13 protein-coding genes are annotated in these 18,534 nt (G+C 62.5%); 1 reads left to right on the plus strand and 12 read right to left on the minus strand.

The window, feature by feature from the left end; translation table 11 throughout:
- Nucleotides 1-44: 44 nt before the first annotated feature.
- From J2T57_RS03445 to J2T57_RS03460, 4 genes are all read right to left on the minus strand, one after another.
- The gene (locus J2T57_RS03445; RefSeq protein ID WP_253474288.1) at nt 45-3,116 is read right to left on the minus strand and encodes an efflux RND transporter permease subunit; all 3,072 of its coding nucleotides are present in this window, start codon (nt 3,114-3,116) and stop codon (nt 45-47) included.
- Nucleotides 3,116-4,222: an efflux RND transporter periplasmic adaptor subunit gene (locus J2T57_RS03450; RefSeq protein WP_253474291.1), complete on the minus strand. Its 1,107-nt coding sequence runs from the start codon at nt 4,220-4,222 to the stop codon at nt 3,116-3,118. The genes J2T57_RS03445 and J2T57_RS03450 overlap by 1 nt, the downstream gene beginning before the upstream one ends.
- Nucleotides 4,223-4,348: 126 nt before the next feature.
- A complete protein-coding gene (locus J2T57_RS03455; RefSeq protein ID WP_253474294.1) occupies nt 4,349-7,399 on the minus strand; it encodes a bifunctional diguanylate cyclase/phosphodiesterase in 3,051 nt (1,016 codons plus the stop codon).
- A 62-nt stretch (nt 7,400-7,461) separates the two neighbouring features.
- Nucleotides 7,462-9,474, minus strand: coding sequence for a GAF domain-containing hybrid sensor histidine kinase/response regulator (locus J2T57_RS03460; protein WP_253474297.1), 2,013 nt, complete (start codon nt 9,472-9,474; stop codon nt 7,462-7,464).
- Nucleotides 9,475-9,693: 219 nt separating this feature from the next.
- Between J2T57_RS03460 and J2T57_RS03465 the strand changes: the two genes are divergently transcribed.
- Complete coding sequence (locus tag J2T57_RS03465; protein ID WP_253474300.1) at nt 9,694-10,344, plus strand: COG3904 family protein; 651 nt, start codon at nt 9,694-9,696, stop codon at nt 10,342-10,344.
- Here J2T57_RS03465 and J2T57_RS03470 read toward each other — a convergent pair.
- The 8 genes from J2T57_RS03470 to J2T57_RS03505 form a co-directional block, all read right to left on the minus strand.
- The gene (locus J2T57_RS03470) at nt 10,341-10,829 is read right to left on the minus strand and encodes a DUF6505 family protein (RefSeq protein WP_253474302.1); all 489 of its coding nucleotides are present in this window, start codon (nt 10,827-10,829) and stop codon (nt 10,341-10,343) included. The two genes, J2T57_RS03465 and J2T57_RS03470, sit on opposite strands and share 4 nt — an antisense overlap.
- Nucleotides 10,830-10,926: 97 nt before the next feature.
- Nucleotides 10,927-12,036 (minus strand): formate dehydrogenase subunit gamma, encoded by a 1,110-nt coding sequence (locus tag J2T57_RS03475; RefSeq protein WP_253474305.1) that lies wholly within the window; start codon nt 12,034-12,036, stop codon nt 10,927-10,929.
- Nucleotides 12,037-12,050: 14 nt separating this feature from the next.
- Nucleotides 12,051-12,239, minus strand: coding sequence for a hypothetical protein (locus tag J2T57_RS03480; RefSeq protein WP_253474308.1), 189 nt, complete (start codon nt 12,237-12,239; stop codon nt 12,051-12,053).
- An 80-nt stretch (nt 12,240-12,319) separates the two neighbouring features.
- Complete coding sequence (gene fdh3B / locus J2T57_RS03485) at nt 12,320-12,910, minus strand: formate dehydrogenase FDH3 subunit beta (RefSeq protein WP_253474311.1); 591 nt, start codon at nt 12,908-12,910, stop codon at nt 12,320-12,322.
- Nucleotides 12,911-12,934: 24 nt separating this feature from the next.
- Nucleotides 12,935-15,814, minus strand: a complete 2,880-nt coding sequence (locus tag J2T57_RS03490; protein ID WP_253474314.1) for a formate dehydrogenase subunit alpha — start codon at nt 15,812-15,814, stop codon at nt 12,935-12,937.
- Nucleotides 15,815-15,867: 53 nt separating this feature from the next.
- Entirely contained in the window at nt 15,868-16,077 is a 210-nt protein-coding gene (locus J2T57_RS03495) for a transcriptional initiation protein Tat (protein ID WP_253474317.1), read from the minus strand.
- Between the two features lie 84 nt (nt 16,078-16,161).
- Nucleotides 16,162-16,782, minus strand: a complete 621-nt coding sequence (locus J2T57_RS03500; RefSeq protein WP_253474320.1) for a TorD/DmsD family molecular chaperone — start codon at nt 16,780-16,782, stop codon at nt 16,162-16,164.
- A 12-nt stretch (nt 16,783-16,794) separates the two neighbouring features.
- The gene (locus J2T57_RS03505; RefSeq protein WP_253474323.1) at nt 16,795-18,513 is read right to left on the minus strand and encodes a 4Fe-4S binding protein; all 1,719 of its coding nucleotides are present in this window, start codon (nt 18,511-18,513) and stop codon (nt 16,795-16,797) included.
- Nucleotides 18,514-18,534: the final 21 nt, after the last annotated feature.

The raw sequence follows: 18,534 nt of genomic DNA on the forward strand, positions 1-18,534 counted from the left end.
TTCGAGAACCCGCAACGTTTCAAGACGCCTCTCACCCGTGCGGTCTACCGCTCATCCCCTTTGCACTGCCAGGCGAGCATAGCGGGCGTGAGCAACATTGTGATGCAAGTGGCCACGGCGAGGCCGCCGACGATCGCGGTGGAGAGCTGTATCCAGAACTGACCCGACGGCGCGCCGAAGTACAGGTCCCGGTCGAAGAAGTCCACCGTCATGCCAAACATCATTGGCAACAGGCCCACAACGGTCGTGACGGCCGTCAATAACACCGGACGAAAGCGCTCCGTAGCCGCACGCAGTGCGGCCTCCGCCGAGTCGAGGCCACTGCCGCGATGGGCATTGTAGGCATCGATCAGCACGATGTTGTTGTTCACCACAATACCCGCAAGCGCCATGATGCCGATGCCACTCATGACGATGGAAAACGGCTCCTGACGCAGCACCAGCCCCAACAGGACGCCCGCGATGGAGAAGACGATGGCCGAGAGCACCAGCGTTGCCTGGAAGAAGCTGTTGAACTGGGTCACCAGCACCAGAAACATCAGCGCGATGGCGGTCAGGAAGGCGATAACGAGAAAGGTGACCGTTTCCTGCTGATCCTCCACCTCGCCGGCAAAGCGAATCCCCACGCTGTCGCCGAACCCGGTCTCGTCAATCGCCTGCCGCAGCCGCGCGAGTTCCGCGGTGACCGTGGTCCCGGGCGCGATCCCGGCCGAGACGGTCTGGACGTTGCGGGCATCCACCCGATTGATCACTGACGGGGCCGGGGCCGGCACCAGTTCGACGAAGTTTGCAATGGGCACCATGCCGTTGGGGGTAGACACCCGAAGCTCGGCGAGCTGGGCGAATGTGCGCTCCTCCACGGGGTAGCGCAGGCGGATATCCACCTCGTCCGCGGCGAAGTCCGGCAGGTAGGAGCCCAGCAACAGGCCGGTGGTGAGCAACTGCACGGTGTTGCCCAGCGTGGTGATGTCGACCCCGTAGCGTGCAGCCTGCTCGCGGTCGACCTGCACGCGGACTTCGGGCTGGGGCACCGGCACATCGCTTGCGATGTCGACGAACGTGCCCTGTCCCGCCATCAATGCCTGCAGCCGGGCGGCAGCCGGGGGCAAATGCGCCCGGTCGGCGGCCGAGAGTTCCACCTGGACGGGGCGGGCAGCACCGGGGCCCGCCTGCTGCTCCTCGACCTGGATGCCGAGCCCGGGAATCTCTGAAGTCGTCTCACGAATGCGGTCGAGGATGACGGCAGCAGGCTCACGAACACGCCAATCGGTGAAGTCGATCTGCAATGTGCCGATAATGTCCGGTGCCAGGTTGGCCGACAGTCGTGCCTGAACCGAGCCGATGGTTCGGGCATAGACACGATCCACCCCGGGCTGATCCACCACCCGGTTCTCCACCAGGCGCACCAAACGATCCGCCTCGCGAACGGAGAGGTTGCCGTCGGCCTGGATCTGCACCTGCGCCCGCTCCGGCTCGACCGCCGGGAAAAAACTGACGCCCTTGCCCAGGGTGCCGTAGATGGCGAACGACCCCACCAGTACCAGCAGACTCAGGCCAAGCGCGAACCCGGGGTTGGCAACGCAGTACTGCAGGGCGCGGCTGTAGGCATGCACCCGGTTAGGGCCTTGTTGTGGCGCGAGAGGCGACTTGCCGCTGGGCACCAGTGACCCGATCACGGGCACGAACACCAGCGCCATCAGCAGCGAGGCGGATAGCGTGACGATGACCGTCGCCGGCAGGTAGAGCATGAACTGCCCGGCCACCCCGGGCCAGAACAACAGCGGGAAGAACACCGCCAGGGTGGTGGCGGTGGATGCCACCAGGGGCCACAGCATGCGTTGGGAGGCGGCCAGAAAAGCGGCCCGACGACTCCTTCCCTCATCCCGGTAACGCTCGGCGAGTTCCACGACCACGATGGCGCCGTCCACCAGCATGCCGATCACCAGAATCAGCCCGAACAGCACCACGATGTTCATGGTGAAGCCGATGAGGTTGATGACCAGAATGCCGGCAAGAAAGGACGTGGGAATGGCGATGGCGACCAGCAGCGAGGCGCGCAGGCCAAGGGCGACGATCACCGTCAGCATGACAAGTAGCACCGCGGTGATGACGTTGTTTTCCAGATCCCCCAGGAGGTTTTCGATATCTTCCGCCTGGTTTTGCAGATAATCCACACGCACCTGGTCGGGCCAGTCGGGACGTGTCTCCTCCACCGCTGCCTTGACCGCCGCCACGGTATTGATGATGTTGGCGCGGGCCTGCTTCTTGATGTCGAGCCCGATGGTCGGCTGCCCCTGGATACGGGCATAGCTCACCGGGTCCTGAAAAGTCTGCCGCACCTCGGCCACGTCTCGTACGCGCACCACGGTGCTGTCGATCACCTGCACCGGCATGGCCAGCACATCGGCCATGGTCTGGATGGTGCCGGGAACCGACACACCGACGCGGCCGGAGCCGGTATCGAACGCCCCGGCGGTAACCAGCTGGTTGTTGTCCCTGACCGCCTGGCTGACCTGTTGCGCCGAGATGCCGTAGGATTGCATGGCCAACGGATCGATGATGATTTCCAGCAAATCGTCCCGATCTCCCGAAAGCTCCGCCTCCAGCACGCCAGACACGGTTTCCAGCCGATCCTGAAGCTGGCGGGCGATGCGGATCAGTTCGCGCTCCGGCACATCCCCGGAAAGCGCCACCGTGAGAATCGGGAACAGGGAAAGGTCGATCTCCCGCACCGTGGGCGGGTCGGCTCCATCGGGGAGATCCGGCGCGGCGTTGTCGGTTTCGTCCCGCACGCTCTGCAGCGCCGACTGCTGATCGAAGCCGGCGTGGAATTCCAGCTGGATGGTGGCGAAACCCTCGCCGGCCCTGGCTATCATGCGGCGCAGCCCCGGAAGGGCGTGGAGCTGTCGCTCCATCGGCTCCACCAGCAGACGGGCGCTATCCTCGGTGGAGATACCCGGGTAGCTGATCGTGACGATAAACGTCGGGATGTCGATTTCCGGTGCTGCCTCCTTGGGGATGGTGAGATAGGAATAGGCACCGGCAAGGCCGACAATCACCAGCAGCAGCATGACCGTGCGCGTGCGATTGAAAATCGCTGCCAGGGCACCGTGCACTACGAGTCCCCCGGTTGCAGATACTCATCCGGGGTGTCGCGCACGTCTACCTGCTGACCGGGGCTCAGCAGCCCGCGACTGATGGTGACGATACGGGCGCGCTCCGGCAGGCCGGTGATCCAGATCGCATCGGCCCGGGCCCGCACCACTTCCACGGGCGAAAAGGTGATGCGGTCATCCGCGTCAACGGTCTGCAAGCCGATGCGGCCCTGGGCGTCCAGGCGCACCAGGGCGGCAGACACCCGGTGGGCATCAATAGTGTCGGTGGGCACAACCACTTCCACGCTGAGACCGGCCGGCAGCGGGCGTTCGCTGTTATCCACTTCGAGTTCGACACGAAACGTGCGGGTTGCCGCATCGGCAATGGGTGATATGAAACGAACAATACCGCTTCGCTCCTCCCCACCTATGAAGCGCACCGCCGCCTGCATGCCCGTGGCGAGTCGCGCCACCGCAGCCTGCGGCACCCGGACCACGGCGATCAAAGGATTGTTGTCGACAATCCGCAGCACCTCACCGCCGGCAGCCACGTAGGCGCCCACCTCTGTCTCCACACGGCTGACCACCCCGGAGATCGGTGCCCGCAACGAGGTGTTGCCAATCTCCAGCTCAATGGCGCGCAGATCGGCCCGGGCGGCTTCCAGCTCCGCCAGCCGCATCTGCACGTCTGACTGGGGCGCGAAGCCGCCTCGTGCGAGATCGAGGGCACTGTCGTAATTGCGCTGCGCCGACGCCACCTGCGCCTGCGCGCGGGCCAGTCTGGCCTCGCGGTCATCGGTGGACAAGCGTCCCAGCACTTCGCCGGCCTCCGCCTGGTAGCCGACCACCGTCATGGCCTCGACGATTCCGTCGACGCGGGCACGAAGAGTGACCACCTGGTTCGGCTCCACGTCCCCGTAGAGGACGATTTCCCGCGTGATCGGAACCGCCTCGCTCCAGCTCGCGGCGACGGTGGGGATGCGCGGCGGTGGTTGCGCCGAGTCGATGGCCAGGTCGCGGCCGATCATGCCGCTGCCAATCCAGCCAACCACCAGCAGGATCAGCGCGACAAATACCAGTGTGGTGGGGTTGGCGATCCTGCCGAATAATTCGTGGGGCTTTGCCATGTGTTCTCCCTGAACCGGCATAGGCAGCAACCTCCAATGCTGCGCTGCGGCGCGGTCAGTGACAAGCGCACGGACACAGCTTCCCGGAAATTTTACCGCTACCGCGGCACCGACCGCCGTGCGGCGCTAACGGGTAACGAGGTGCATCCAGCGCTGGGCAAAAGCATCGGCATCACAGGGCCTGTCATACAGAAAGCCCTGGGCCTTTCGGCATCCGATGGCCCGCAAGCCGGCCGCCTGCTCCTCGGTTTCGACGCCCTCAGCCAGCGTCGAGAGATGTAGACCCTCTGCGAGACTCTGCACCGCCTTGACGATGGCGTGACCGCCTTTTTCGCGCTGCATGTCCTGAACGAAAGCCTTGTCGATCTTGACGATGTCCACCGGCAGCGTGGCCAGGTAGGCCAACGACGAATAGCCGGTGCCGAAGTCATCGATTGCGATGCTGAAGCCGGCCAGTCGCAAGGCGCCGATAACTCTCGCGGCCGATGCCGGATCGCGCATCAATCCGGTCTCGGTGATTTCCAGGCAGAAATCGGTAGGGCTAAGGCCATGATCCCGGGTTTCCCGCTCCAGCAGTGTCACGGTATCCAGGGAGTCGAGCTGCTCGGCTGCAATGTTCACGGCCAGGCGGCCAGGCAGCTTCAGGCCAGCGGCACGCCACTCCGTGACCTGACGACAGGCGGCCCGAAACACCCAGGCGCCAAGCTGCAACATCAGGCCCCGCTCCTCGGCCAGGGGCAGGAACCGACCGGGGGAGACAGCGCCGAGTTTCTCGTCCTGCCAGCGCAGCAAGGCCTCGGCTCCGCACAGGGTGCCATCGCCGAGATGGACCTGGGGCTGGTAGTGCAGGGTCAGGGCGCCGGCATCCAGCGCCCGCACGAAGCTGTTGGACAAGGCCAGGTGGTTTTCGAGGGTCTGCCCCATGTCCGGGCTGTAGACGCAGTAGTCCCGACGGGCACGCTTCGCCGCATACATGGCGATATCGGTATTCTGCAGCAGTTGCTCCGGTGTCTCGCCCTGCTCCGGGGCAAGGGTGATGCCAAGACTGAGGCCGAGGGAGAAGTACTGACCGCCGATCTCCACGGGTTCGCGCAGCGTCTCCGCCAGGCGTCGTGCGATCGCGATGGCGCTGTCCCGATCAGCGTCCGGGGAAATCACGACAAACTCATCACCCCCAAGACGTGCCAGGGTCTCATCCTGGCGAACGACAGCCGCGAAGCGCCGGGCGACAACAACCAGAACCTGATCGCCGACATCATGGCCGAAACCGTCATTGATCTCCTTGAAACGATCGAGATCCATAAAGAGCAGGGCCAGGCGTCGGTCTTCACGATGCAGCCCCGAAACGGCGTGACGCAGTCGGTTGAGGAAAAGTGCCCTGTTGGGGATGCCCGTGAGCTGATCGTAAAACGCTGCCTGATGCATTTGCGCTTCGGCATGCTTGCGCTGGGTCACATCGGTGTCGATCTGCAGGATACGCACCTGGCCCTGTGATTCAGGCTCGGGCGAGAGCGTCCAACGGGATTCGATGATTCGCTGCTCGCCGCTGCGAGTCACCTTCGTGATTTCGCCGTTCCGGTACTTTTCACGCCACACATGCTCCAGCCACGCCGCCAGCAACTCCGGCGGCACGCCGAGCAGCTCGCCCATGTTTTCGCCCAGGGCCTCGGCCTGCGTCCAGCCATAGAGCGTGGTCGCGCCCTGGTTCCAGTAGGTGATCAGCCCGTGCCCGTCAGTCATGAGTATCGCGTCCTGGGTACTCTCGAGCAGTTCGGCCTGCTGGCGGATCCGTGTGTCCGCCTCCTGGCGCTCGATTTCGGCACCCGCCCTTGCGGCAAAGATGCTGAGTACGGACAACACGAAATCACTGTCTATCATGGGTTGACGGAACACAACGAACAACGTGCCCAGGGCACTGCCGTCACTACGCAACAGGCGGCATCCGGCGTAGGCCTCGAGCAACTTGCCCAGTGACCGGTGGGCTTCGGGATATTTGCCACGAAAACCCTTCTCCACAAGAAGATGCGGCTGATCGGCAAGCAGCTCCTCGGGGTGCCCGCTGATGGGAAACTGCTGCAACGTGCAGGGCTGCTCGTCCAGAACTGCAGCAACGGCAGTTGCCATTTCGGCATCGCCTTCGGGGCGAAAACGCGCTACCACGACGCCGTCGGCACCGAGCACGCTCGCGACTTTCAGGACCAGGCGATCCAGGTAGTCCCGCCCAGTCTGCCGGGAAATGGAGTCGGCGATCTCGGTCACGGCCCTGTTCATGCGCCGCTCGCGCAGTTGCAACCGCCGTGTCGAGATACCAAAGGCGAGGTTTTCCGCCAGCTCCACGAGCAGCCGCTTTTCCTCGTTGGATATGGCGATCGCCGCCGTCCCGTAGAGCACAAAAACGCCGAATACACCCTGTTCGTTCTTCAACGGCAGGGCCAAAACGCTGGCGTAACCACGCGCAAGCGCCCGATCGCGCCAGGGCGACATCACTGAAGCCTCGGCGACACTGTCAACGAACTGGGGTTCGGCCGTGCGAATGGCGAGGGCGGCGGGACCGCTGCCCAACGGCTGCTCCGGGTCCCAGCTCAGCTGGATCTCGGAGAGATAGTTCTGCTCATGACCAGCGCAGGTGACCGGAGTAATGGTCCTGAAGTCATCTTCCAGCGGGTAGCCCACCCAGGCCATACGATAGTTGCCAAGCTGTACCGCCACCCGGCACACGGACTCCAGCATCTCCGCCTCATCCCGGGCATGGATCAGAAGCTGGTTGCATTGTCCGATCATCCGCAATGCACGGGTCGTTTGCTCGAGCGTGGTCCGTTCCCGGTCAGGCCCGGGGGATTCCTGCATGACAAGCCAGTGATCGGCGTAGCCAGGCACGGGACAGAGCTTGAGCGCGATCGGGCCAGGTTCGCCGTCCTTCCGGCGCAGCGTCATGTCCAGCGAGAACGTGCTGCCGCCCCCATGCAGTTGTGCCAGCAGAACATGGGCTGCAGCGGGATGCTCCTCGCTTGGGACGAGCTCATCGAGACCGCATCCGACCAGGTCTGCTGCAGCGCGACCGGTAAACCGTTCGAAAGCCGGATTGACGTACACGATCGTTGGCCAACGGCGTTCGTTCCCACCGCAGTGGAGGAAGAAAAACAGATCGGGGGACGTCGCAGTGGCTGCGAATAGCATCTGTGCGACGCTGTCCGGCGATAGCGCTGAATTCAAGCCGTCTGCCTCGCAGTTTGTCGCGCCTAGCGCGATAGGTGGCGATTATGCAAGGCCCGCTTCAGCCTGGCGAGATCTTCTTGCACCCGCGCATGGAGCCTTTTCAGCAACTCCGGTGTAACCACACGCTCCGTCGCTTCCAGTTCCGAGCAAAGCGCCGCCACTTGCTCCAGCCCCAAATTCGCTGCCTGACCTTTCAACGCATGGAGGCCCTGCCGGAACGCATGGCGATCCTGACGCTCCAACGCCGCGCTCAAATCAGCGAGCAAAACCGGCACTCGGCCTTCAAACACCGCGAACAACTCCTCAGCCAGGGCGTGATCACCTCCGAGACGCCCAAGCAGAGCATTCAGGCCCTGCTCGTGGAACACACCACCGTTCTCGCTCAAACCGCCATCAAGTTGCTCGAGGACACGGCGCAGCATGGTGCGATCGAGAGGTTTGCGCAGGCATGCGGCCAGTCGCCGACGTACATCCTGCTCAAGTTCATCCGGCGGGCTGGCCGTCAGCGCAATGAGGAGCGGCTCATCCGCCATGCCTGCCACAGAATTGACGACCTCGGCACCGGAACCATCAGGCAGGTTCATGTCGATAAAGACCGCTTCATAGCGATTCTTCCCAAGCATGGCCGCTGCCTCGGCAACCGACCCCACAGCGGTGACCCGGTGGCCATCGCGCTCGAGCATCTGCCGGGCAACAATCTGGCTCAGTGGGTCATCCTCCACTACCAGAAGGTTCAAGCGCCGTGCAGAGCTGATCGTAATCCCGCCCACCCCGGTTTCGGATGGATTGGTGTGCAGGTCCGGCAGCATCACCGTCATTCGGCAACCACCGCCCGGGGCGTCATCGACCGCGATGGATCCACCCAGCCCGAGCACCAGATATCGGGCGATGGCAAGGCCCAAACCCGCCCCCTCGCGTGTCGCCGCCTGCATGCCGGGCACTTGCTCGAATGGCTCGAAAATGCGTTCCCGGTATGCTTCTGGTATCCCGGGCCCCGTGTCACTGACCTCCAGATGCCAGCCATCGTCGGAGGGCGTGCGCGCAACCGACAAGGTCACGCCACCGACCTGGGTGAACTTGACCGCATTGCCGAGCAGGTTCAACAGAACCTGCTGCAAACGCGTGTGGTCGGTGCGGATCAGGGATACGGGTGTCGGAGCAATGGTCGTCTCGAAACGGAGTTCTTTCTGATCAGCGAGCGGCTTGATGAGGCTCGCCGTCTGTTCGACCAGTTCCGTCAGGGACATTTTCTCGATCTTCAGGTCAAGCCTGCCAGCCTCGATGCGCGACAGATCGAGCACGTCGTCCACCAGGCGCAACAAGAGTTGCCCAGCCTGTTTGGCTGTCTGCAGATAGTGCAACTGCTCGCGGTCAAGTCGGGAGTCTTCCAACAAGGAAAGCATTCCGATGAGTCCGTTCATCGGGGTGCGTATTTCATGGCTGATCTGCGCCAGGAATCGTGACTTCTCTCGACTCGACGCCTCGGCAACCTCCTTTCGCCGCCGGAATTTTTGCGCCAGGCGCCGATTTGCCTCAGCGTCACGACTGCTCCACGCCGCGTTGATTTCCCCTCGCGCGATCTCCGCGAGGTCCTCGAGCAGGCGCTGCTGTTGCTCATCGAAGTCGCGGGGCTTTGTATCGAACACGCAAAAAGCACCCACCAGGCTGCCATCTGGGGCAGCCAGCGGCACGCCTGCATAGAAGCGGACATGCGGAGGTCCCGTGACCACCGGGTTATTCCGGAATGCCGGTGACTGCAGGGCATCGTTCACCACCAGCAAACGGCCCTCACTCACCGCATGGGCACAGAACGACACATCCCGGGACGTTTCCCGCACATCCAGCTGGTGGATGGACTTGAACCACTGTCTGTCCTTGTCGACCAGCGTAACCGCGGCATGCTCAGTGCCAAGGATAGCGGCGGCGAGCCTGGTCAGACGGTCAAATCTCGGCTCCGGGGCGGTATCCAGCAAGCCAAGCGTCTGCAGGGCAGCGAGCCGGGAGGATTCATTCTGGCAGGACGGCGCTTGGATCATGGGCTAAAACGAACTCTCTGGCCTTCGGCGACGGGATGATGGTTGCACCAGTCATCCAAGGATCAACGTCATCTGCCGTCAGGATAGTCATTGGTTGGCCTGATTGATGCGAACGCAGTCACTGCGCAGCATCACCCAATCCGCAGACATGTGTCCTGGTCCACTGTCGCCCAGCCATCCCTGCTGATATGGTGGTGAGCTCAGCAATCAGCAAGGTATGTGCCGGTGTCCAGCGGCGACAAGTTTCTGAAGGTAGCCCGATCGGCGGCCCTCACGGGCATCATCGGGTTGGTTGCGGTCTCCACTTACCTCGGTAAACCCTCGCAAGCGACCAGTGATCCACGCCCGCCCCCTGATCTCACTCCGAGCTATGCATTGACCCTATCCGACGACAACCAGACGGTGGAACTGAGCGGTCGAATTGATTTCGGTGCAACGGCACACCTGTCTTATCTGCTGGAACACATGCCCGAGGTCACCCTGATCCGCCTCAGCAGTGGTGGCGGCCAGATTGCCGAGGCTCGGGGCCTCGCGAAGGTCGTAGAGAGACTGGCGTTAGCCACAACCGTGGCCGAGGAGTGTTCCTCCGCTTGCACACTGGTGTTCGTGGCGGGGCAGCAGCGTCACGTGGAATCCGGGGCACGGCTGGGTTTCCACCGCTACAGTGTGCGCTCGGCTACTGCCGCTCAGTACATCGACCCAGCCCGGGAAATTGCCAGGGACATGACCCTGTTCCGTCGCGCGAATGTAAAGGAAGCCTTCCTGACCCAGATCCTGGATACGCCGGCGGAGAGCATGTGGTATCCAAGCCGCGGCGAACTGTTGGCGGCCGGGATGATTGATCCCCAGCCTTCTGACCTGCGCAACTAACCCTCTTCCTCGATTTTCCAGATCTTGACCTCGGTACCCTGCCAGTTGGCCTGGGGTTTCACCACCTTGAAGGCTTCGTGAATGCCTTCCTCATCCACCGCCCGCTCCAAGGCGAGCAGGGTGTTCACCTCGTGTTCACACAGACTGACGGCATACTCGGCCTCTTCGCGGGCGAACGGTAAGGCGGATTCCAGATCCGGGGCGCCGTAGGCATCAACGAAATGATGGGCCAGGCGTTCGATGACGCTCTTGTACTCCTGTTTGGACATCTCGGCGACAGTCACAACGGTGGCGACGCCGAAACTTTCCACGCCCAGGAAACCATGCCGAAAGGCCTGCTTGCGCTTACCCTCCAGGTTGACCGGATCCTCATCGGAAAACGTATAGACGAAACTACCGGGAACGGCGGGTTCACCCACCTGCGCCGCAAGCTCGTAGACATGCTCGTCGGTGTCGTCCAGTCGGGCGACTCGTGGAAACTTCATGCAGCAACTCCTTGGCGGAGCATTCCGGGTTCAGCGAATCAAAAAGGGACGACAGGTTACCCTGTCGTCCCTGGTGGAACCAGCGTGCCGGACGCGTCTAGTGTCCGGGCTGTCCCGCAGCGCCTGCCGGCGGCAGACCCTGCTTCTGACGACGCAGTTCTTCCTCGGAGACCGGCTTCTCACCCTTGGCCATCAGATCTTCGTACCACAGATCGTGGTGCTGCTTGGCCCAGTTGGTGTCCACACGTCCCCGGGTCATGCCTTCCAGAGCACCTTCAGTTCCGGCAGTGCCGATGTAGGCATGCCCGAAGAAGAGGGCGATCCAGACGAGCGACGCGATGGCATGCACAACCTGCGACCAGGCCATGATTTCACGGGTCTGGAAGCCAAGGTTGGGGAACAACAGGATGGATCCGGAAATGATCACGACCAGACCCAGGGTGAACACGCCCCCCCAGAACCAGACCTTTTCACCACCGTTCATCTTGCCGGCCGACGGATGCTTTCCGCCAATGATGCCCCCACCCTGCTTGAACCACTGCAGATCGGTCTTGTTGGGAATGTTGTGCTTTACCCAAAGGACGATCATGGCCAGAACACCGACCGAGAAAGCCGGGCCCACTGCGTTATGGACGTTGTAGGCAAGCTGCGCATAGGCTGCAAACCCGGAATGCCCGAACACCGGAATCAGTACATAGCGCCCGAACAGCAGGCTCAAGCCGGTAATCGCCAGGACAATGAAACTCAGGGCTGTGAACCAGTGAAGGAACCGCTCATACGCCTTCCAGCGCACGACGGTCATCCCGGAACGTCCGCCCTCGATCTTGACCCGCCCGTTTATGACGAAGAACAGGCTGATCAGTGCCAACACGACCACCAGCGCCCAACCCCCATAAGTCACCATGGGGCCTGTGCGGATCTGCCGCCAGTTTTCACCGACGTTGCTGATCATCGTATTGGTCACGTAGGGGCCTGTCTGGGTAGTGAAGCCACCCTCCCCCACGCGGGCATCCCGCCACATGTCCGAACGAGGATTGGTTGCCCGATCCTCGGCAAAGTCGCGGTCGGGACCATAAACCGCACTGGCATGTGCGGCCAGATAGCCCATCGACGGAAGCGCAATTGCCAGCGCGATGATGGCAAGCAGGCTCCACATCATTGCCCGCCATCTACGCTGACCCTTCGCGGATGCTGATTGCGAACTCATAGGCGTCTCCTCGCTTAACGATCTGTCTGACCGGAAGCCCGGTCACGCAAATCGCTAGTACGGGCCTGCACCGCTTCTTCTGTTGCGCTTTCATCATGCTTGCCCTTGTAGACACCGGGCTCATACATGGTGACGTCGCCACATGCGGTTAGCAGGAACAGGCTGCCCGCCCCAAACAGGGCGAGAAAGCTCTTCTTAGGCATGTTCTTACGCTCCTCTATGGTGTTTTCATATTTGCCGGAACGACGCTCGGGGGCGCATGACGCGCCCCCGAACCATGCCATCAGGCATCCTGCCCGTAAGCAGCCTGCCAGCCCCAGGTCTGCGGCCGACCACCACGGGTCATGACCCGCTTGCGGTAGATGTCAGCGACGATGTCGCCATCACCGGCCAGCAGTGCCTTGGTTGCGCACATTTCGGCACACAGCGGCAGCTTGCCTTCGGCCACACGGTTGGTGCCGTACTTGGTGAGTTCGGCCTGCGAACCCGCCGTTTCCGGACCACCGGCGCAGAAGGTGCACTTGTCCATCTTGCCGCGAACACCAAATGCGGTCTGCTGCGGATACTGCGGCGCTCCGAACGGGCAGGCGTAGAAGCAGTAGCCACAACCGATGCACAGATCCTTGTCGTGCAGCACGATGCCATCCGCAGTGGTGTAGAAGCAGTCCACGGGGCAGACAGCAGCACACGGTGCATCTGTGCAGTGCATGCAGGCCACGGAGACAGACTTCTCGCCAGGCCGGCCATCGTTCATCACGATGACGCGGCGACGATTGACGCCCCAGGGCACTTCATGCTCGTTCTTACACGCGGTCACGCACGCCTGACACTCGATGCAGCGTTCCGCGTCACAGAGAAACTTCATTCTCGCCATGACGGCTCTCCTCTCAATGCGTTATCAGGCGGGGATGACCCGGCAAAGCGTGGTCTTGGTTTCCTGCATCATCGTAACGGCGTCGTAACCGTACGTGGTCGCGGTGTTGGTAGATTCACCACGCACGTAAGGAGCGGCACCGTCAGGATACTTGCTGAGCAGGTCCTGACCCTGGAAATGACCACCGAAGTGGAACGGCGTGAACACCGTGCCGCGACCCACGCGGTTGGTCACCATTGCCTTGATACGGATACGTCCACCCTCCGGGCCTTCCAGCCAGACCGTCTGGCCATCTCGTACGCCGGCGTCGTTGGCATCTGCAGGGTTGATCTCGACGAACATGTCCTGCTTCAGCTCAGCGAGCCACGGGTTGGAACGGGTTTCTTCACCACCGCCCTCATACTCGACCAGTCGGCCGGAGGTATGAACCAGCGGGAACTCACGGCTATAGTCGCGAGCCTGGACGGACTTCCACCGCGTGGGCAGGCGGTAGAACACCGCACGGTCCTCGTAGGTGGGGTAATCCTCGACCAGGTCGTACCGCGGCGTGTAGAGCGGTTCACGGTGAATCGGCACACCGTCCGGGAAGTTCCAGACGTGGGCACGCGCCTTGGCGTTACCGAACGGGTGACAGCCGTGCTTCATGGCGACCCGGATGATGCCGCCGGACAGGTCGGTGGTCCAGGCACGGCCTTCGGCCATTTCCTTTTCCTCGTCAGTCAGGTCATCCCACCAACCCAGCTGCTTCAGCATCTCGGAGTCGAACTGCGGATAACCGCCCTCAATCTCCGCACCCTTCGACCAGGAATCCTCGGCCAGCAGGGTTTCACCGTCGCGCTCGGTCCCGAAATTGGCGCGGAAGTTGCCGCCACCGTCCAGGACATGCCGGCTGGTGTTGTACAGCACGTGCGTGCCGGGGTGCTTCATTTCCGGCGTGCCGTAACACGGCCACGGCAGGCAGTAGGTTTCACCGTCCAGCGGTCCACCTTCGGCCTTCAGGGTCACCACGTCGAAGTGACGCTGGTTGGCCATGTGCTCCTTGATACGCTCCGGGCTCTGGCCGGTGTAACCGATGGACCAGGTGCCCCGGTTGATTTCGCGCAGCACACTTTCAGGCACCGGCATGTTGTCCCGCACTTCGATGTTCTTGAACATCTCATCGGCGAAACCAAGCTTGGTTGCCAGACGGTAGGCAAGTTCGGCATCCGTCTTGTGCTCATACAGCGGCTCGATGACTTTTTCCCGCCACTGGATGGAACGGTTGGACGCCGTCACCGAACCGGCTTGCTCGAACTGCGTGGCAATCGGCAGCAGGTAGGTGTTGTTCTTCCGGTCATGCAGCACGGCGCTGACCGTGGGGTACGGGTCGGCAATGACCAGAAGATCCAGCATCTCGAAGGCCCGCTTCATTTCCGGACCACGGGTCTGGGAGTTCGGGGCATGGCCCCAGAACATCGCCGCGCGGATATTGTCCTTCTGCGCGATGTTGTCCGGATCTTCCAGTACGCCGTCGACCCAGCGCGAGACGGTGATGCCACCGGTGTTCATGTTCTGAACCGTGCCGCCCCGGCCATCGTCGTACTCGGCCTGGTCGAAGCGGTTCTTCAGCCACTCGTAGTCCACATCCCAGACGCGGCACCAGTGCTGCCAACCGCCTTCGGCGATCGGGTAGTAGCCCGGCAGGTTGTCGGGGTTCGGACCCACGTCGGTCGCGCCCTGCACGTTGTCATGGCCGCGGAAGATGTTGGCACCACCACCGTCGACACCGATGTTGCCCAGTGCCAGCTGCAGGCAGTTGTACGCCCGAACGTAGTTGCTGCCGATGGTGTGCTGGGTACCACCCATGCACCAGACGAAGGTGCCCGGACGGTTGTCCGCCATGGTTTTGGCGATGTCGTAAATGGCCTCTTCGCCTACACCCGTGACCCGCTCGACTTCATCCGGCGTCCACTTGGCAACTTCCTCCCGAACACGGTCCATGCCGTAGACACGCTGGCGGATGTATTCCTTGTCTTCCCACTCGTTCTCGAAGACGTGCCACAGGATGCCCCACATCAGCGCCACGTCGGTGCCGGAGCGGAACCGAACGTAGGTGTCGGCGTGGGCGGCGGTGCGGGTGAAGCGCGGATCCATGACGACCAGCTTCGCACCCTGCTCCTTGGACCGCAGGATCATCTGCATGGCCACGGGGTGCGCTTCAGCGGCGTTGGAGCCGCACATGATGATGCACTTCGACTTGAGGATGTCGTTGTAGGAGTTCGTCTGCGCACCGTAACCCCAGGTGTTGGCCACACCGGCCACCGTGGTGGAGTGGCAGATACGCGCCTGGTGGTCACAGTTGTTGGAACCCCAGAAGGCGGCGAACTTGCGCTGCAGGTAGGCGCCTTCGTTGTTCGCCTTGGACGAACCGGCAAACCAGAATGCATCGGGGCCGGACTCCTCGCGAATCTGCAGGAGCTTGTCGCCGATCTCCTCGATGGCCTGATCCCAGCTGATGCGCTGCCAGCGACCGTCTACCATCTTCATCGGATACTTGATCCGGCGAGTACTGTGGCCGTGGTTACGCAGCGCCGCACCCTTGGCGCAATGCGCACCGAGGTTGATCGGACTGTCGAAAGCCGGCTCCTGACCGACCCAGACACCATTGTGAACTTCAGCAATGGTGCTGCAGCCCACGGAGCAGTGACCGCAGATGGTCTTCACCCGACGGACCTCGGACTCCGGAGCCACGCGCCGGGCCGCCTTGGCCTTGCGCACCATCGTCAGCGGCAGCGTGCCGGCAACAACGGCGCCACCCACCGCAAGGCCGGAGCCCCGCAGGAAGGTACGACGGCCGATGGCCTTACCCAGCAGACCCGGCGCCGAGATGGCGGACGCCGAAGTGCTCTTCTTCATCAGTTTCATGGTGATCCTCCTCTACGGAAAGCGATCTCCTGACCATTGCCCGGAGGCAACGATCAGAAGTCCGCCCTCGCGTAATAATCCCGAATATGCTGGGTCTCGTGGTAACCACGCACCTCGTCAGTCACTTCCGTTGAAGTGTCCTCGGGTGCAGCAGCTGCCGCAGTTCCCAACCCGGCCGTCACGGCGACTGCACCACCCGTGGCAGCCATGGTCTTCAGGAACGTGCGCCGGGCTTCAAGGCCCGTCTTGTCCTGCTTTTTCATCGCTGGCTCCTCCTCACCATGGTCATTACGCAATTGCTTACCCTCTCGAAAGAACTCCCTGCATAAACCAGACCGCCCTGTCCCTCAGGTCGGCATCGCAAAGTACCGCTGCTCCAGCCGGACAAACGCTTCTCCGAGACAACCGACCGCCTTGTAGAAACCGGCCGACGGCGCCTCCTGGAGTTCGTGGAAAAAGCGCCCCATCCAGCGGTGGATGTGACGCTCGAAAAACTGCTTCTGCCACTCGAAGTCCACATCATCATCACCGATGACGACGGCCATGACTTCACAAATAGCCGCGACATGATCTTCTGGCTCGCTGACGCCCTTCTGGCGTTCGATGCCCAGGGCATCCATATCCTGCCGCAACAGGATCAACGGCCGCTCCATGAGCGAGCCGGTTTCAAACCAGGACGCATAAGGCGTGATCTCACCCCCGCCAACACCAATGAACACATCCTGGTATTCCTGATCAAGCGCCTGCCTCGAGGCGCGCTCTGCAGCGATGCGCAGCGTCGACCACGCATTGGCGATCTCGTCGCGATTGCGTTCGGCCGTTGTTTCGTCGATGCCTTTCAGCAGCGCCAGGATTTCATCCGACGGCGGCCCTGCGAGCAGATTGCCCAACAGGTTCCAGGTGCCAGCACGCAGCGCATCCGCACTGCGGTCCTCGGCTTCTGTCCTGGCAGTATCAGTTCCGGTCATTGATTCGACACCTCATTGCGGCCCATACCACTTGGGCTTGGAGCCCGCTTCGAAATCATCCTTGAACAGGTCCACCACCCGGCAATCACCGCACATTTTCAGGCGGCGCAAGGCCTCATCACCCTGGAACATGTGGTGGCTGCCCAGCCGCTCGGTCATGCGATTGATCACACTAGGCGTGGCGAAGGGCTTGCCGCAGCTGATGCAGCGGAAAGGCTCTTCCTCGTTCAGCACGCGCAGTTGACGGCGCTCTTCGCGATCGTAGAGGAATCTCGGCTCAAGCTGGATCGCGTCCTCGGGGCAGGCCGTCTGGCACAAACCGCACTGCACGCAAAGGTCTTCGACGAAACGAAGCTGCGGCTTGTCACCCGCATCGGTCAACGCCCGTGTCGGACAGACCTGTGGGCAGGACATGCAAAGCGTGCAGGCATCTTCATTTACCAACACCTGGCCAAACGGCGCACCCGATGGCAGAGCCACATTGTGCTGCTGCTCCGGCGCGTGCTCGAACAGATGGTCGATTGCAAGACGCAGCGTGCCGCGCTTCTCGTTGAATGTGTCGAACGTTGCAGGCGTCACCCCGAGACCATCGAAATCTGCCAGTGCGGCATGCGCGTCGGCGGCATCATCAAGCCACCGCAACGCATCGGCGCCATACCCCATACCCGCAAGCAACGGCTGCGCATAGCTGATCTGCTCGCGCATCGCCCGACGAACCATGGGTGCAAGCTGCTCGGTATCGAGCAACACGACCTGCTCCGCCCCATAGGCGAATGCGGAAAACCACAGGTCCATGCCCGCTGCACCAACCTCGGCAACCCGCACGGGAATGACGCGGTCAGGCAGTTCTGCGGCGATCCGGCGAAGACGCTCGACGCCTGCCTCTTCGTCGTGGAACAGCAGGATCGGCCGCTCACCGCCGGCTTCCCGATACGCCGCCAGCATCGCCTTGACCCGGGCAATCTGATCCCGCGGGCCCGGATACGCATAGATGATCGCGCCGGTGGGGCAGACACTTGTGCAGCTGCCACCGCCCTGGCACAGGTACGGATCGACCTCGATGGCATCACCAATCGAGCCGATGGCGCCGGTGGGGCAGGCATCGAGGCAGCGGGTACAGCCCGTCAGGCCGCTGTCGCCATGGGCGCAGATGTCAGGGTTGTAGTTGAAAAACTTGGGCTTTTCGAACTCCCCCGTCATTTCCGGAATTTCGTCGAGCGCCCGTTGCAGCCGCGGATCATCGTCGCCGACGGGGTAGTAACCAAACGGCGGCACCTCAAAACCAATGGCCGCTTCAGGCTGCAGATCAACGACCAGGTCGAAGTAGGGATGACCGGAATCATTCAGCTCCGAGATGTTGAGCGCTTCACCCTGCGCCGGTTGCAGATGAGCCACGAAATGCCCCAGGTGCCCCTGCAGGCTTGCCAGAGAACCCCGCAACACCACTACGGCGGGATCGTCGCGGACGGCCGCGAGTTCGGCGGACAGGGTGGCGGCGTCGGCCGTTACCACAACGGTAACGCGCAGATGCTTCTGCAGGCTGGCGGCCGCGGCCAATGCACCTTCTTCCGGCCCAACCACCAGCACATAACCCGCCGAGCGGTAGCCCACCAGCGAGGTTGGTTCAACGTCCACGGCAAGTGCCGCCTGCAATGCGGAATCGCGCGCCGCCGCGTTCTTGCCTGACGCCGGCAACGGCACACCCACATAGACGGAAAGGAACTCAGTCATGTCACCTCAGTCATTCTTAAT

The organism is Natronocella acetinitrilica (genome assembly GCF_024170285.1).
Taxonomy (GTDB): Bacteria; Pseudomonadota; Gammaproteobacteria; order Nitrococcales; family Aquisalimonadaceae; genus Natronocella; species Natronocella acetinitrilica.

What these genes read in the sequence shown, in the direction of transcription:
- J2T57_RS03495 (WP_253474317.1), bottom strand. Translation starts at nt 16,077, where the DNA reads ATGAAAAAGCAGGACAAGACGGGCCTTGAAGCCCGGCGCACGTTCCTG.
- J2T57_RS03505 (WP_253474323.1), bottom strand. Translation starts at nt 18,513, where the DNA reads ATGACTGAGTTCCTTTCCGTCTATGTGGGTGTGCCGTTGCCGGCGTCA.
- J2T57_RS03470 (WP_253474302.1), bottom strand. Translation starts at nt 10,829, where the DNA reads ATGAAGTTTCCACGAGTCGCCCGACTGGACGACACCGACGAGCATGTC.
- J2T57_RS03460 (WP_253474297.1), bottom strand. Translation starts at nt 9,474, where the DNA reads ATGATCCAAGCGCCGTCCTGCCAGAATGAATCCTCCCGGCTCGCTGCC.
- J2T57_RS03450 (WP_253474291.1), bottom strand. Translation starts at nt 4,222, where the DNA reads ATGGCAAAGCCCCACGAATTATTCGGCAGGATCGCCAACCCCACCACA.
- J2T57_RS03490 (WP_253474314.1), bottom strand. Translation starts at nt 15,814, where the DNA reads ATGAAACTGATGAAGAAGAGCACTTCGGCGTCCGCCATCTCGGCGCCG.
- J2T57_RS03500 (WP_253474320.1), bottom strand. Translation starts at nt 16,782, where the DNA reads ATGACCGGAACTGATACTGCCAGGACAGAAGCCGAGGACCGCAGTGCG.
- J2T57_RS03475 (WP_253474305.1), bottom strand. Translation starts at nt 12,036, where the DNA reads ATGAGTTCGCAATCAGCATCCGCGAAGGGTCAGCGTAGATGGCGGGCA.
- fdh3B (WP_253474311.1), bottom strand. Translation starts at nt 12,910, where the DNA reads ATGGCGAGAATGAAGTTTCTCTGTGACGCGGAACGCTGCATCGAGTGT.
- J2T57_RS03480 (WP_253474308.1), bottom strand. Translation starts at nt 12,239, where the DNA reads ATGCCTAAGAAGAGCTTTCTCGCCCTGTTTGGGGCGGGCAGCCTGTTC.
- J2T57_RS03455 (WP_253474294.1), bottom strand. Translation starts at nt 7,399, where the DNA reads ATGCTATTCGCAGCCACTGCGACGTCCCCCGATCTGTTTTTCTTCCTC.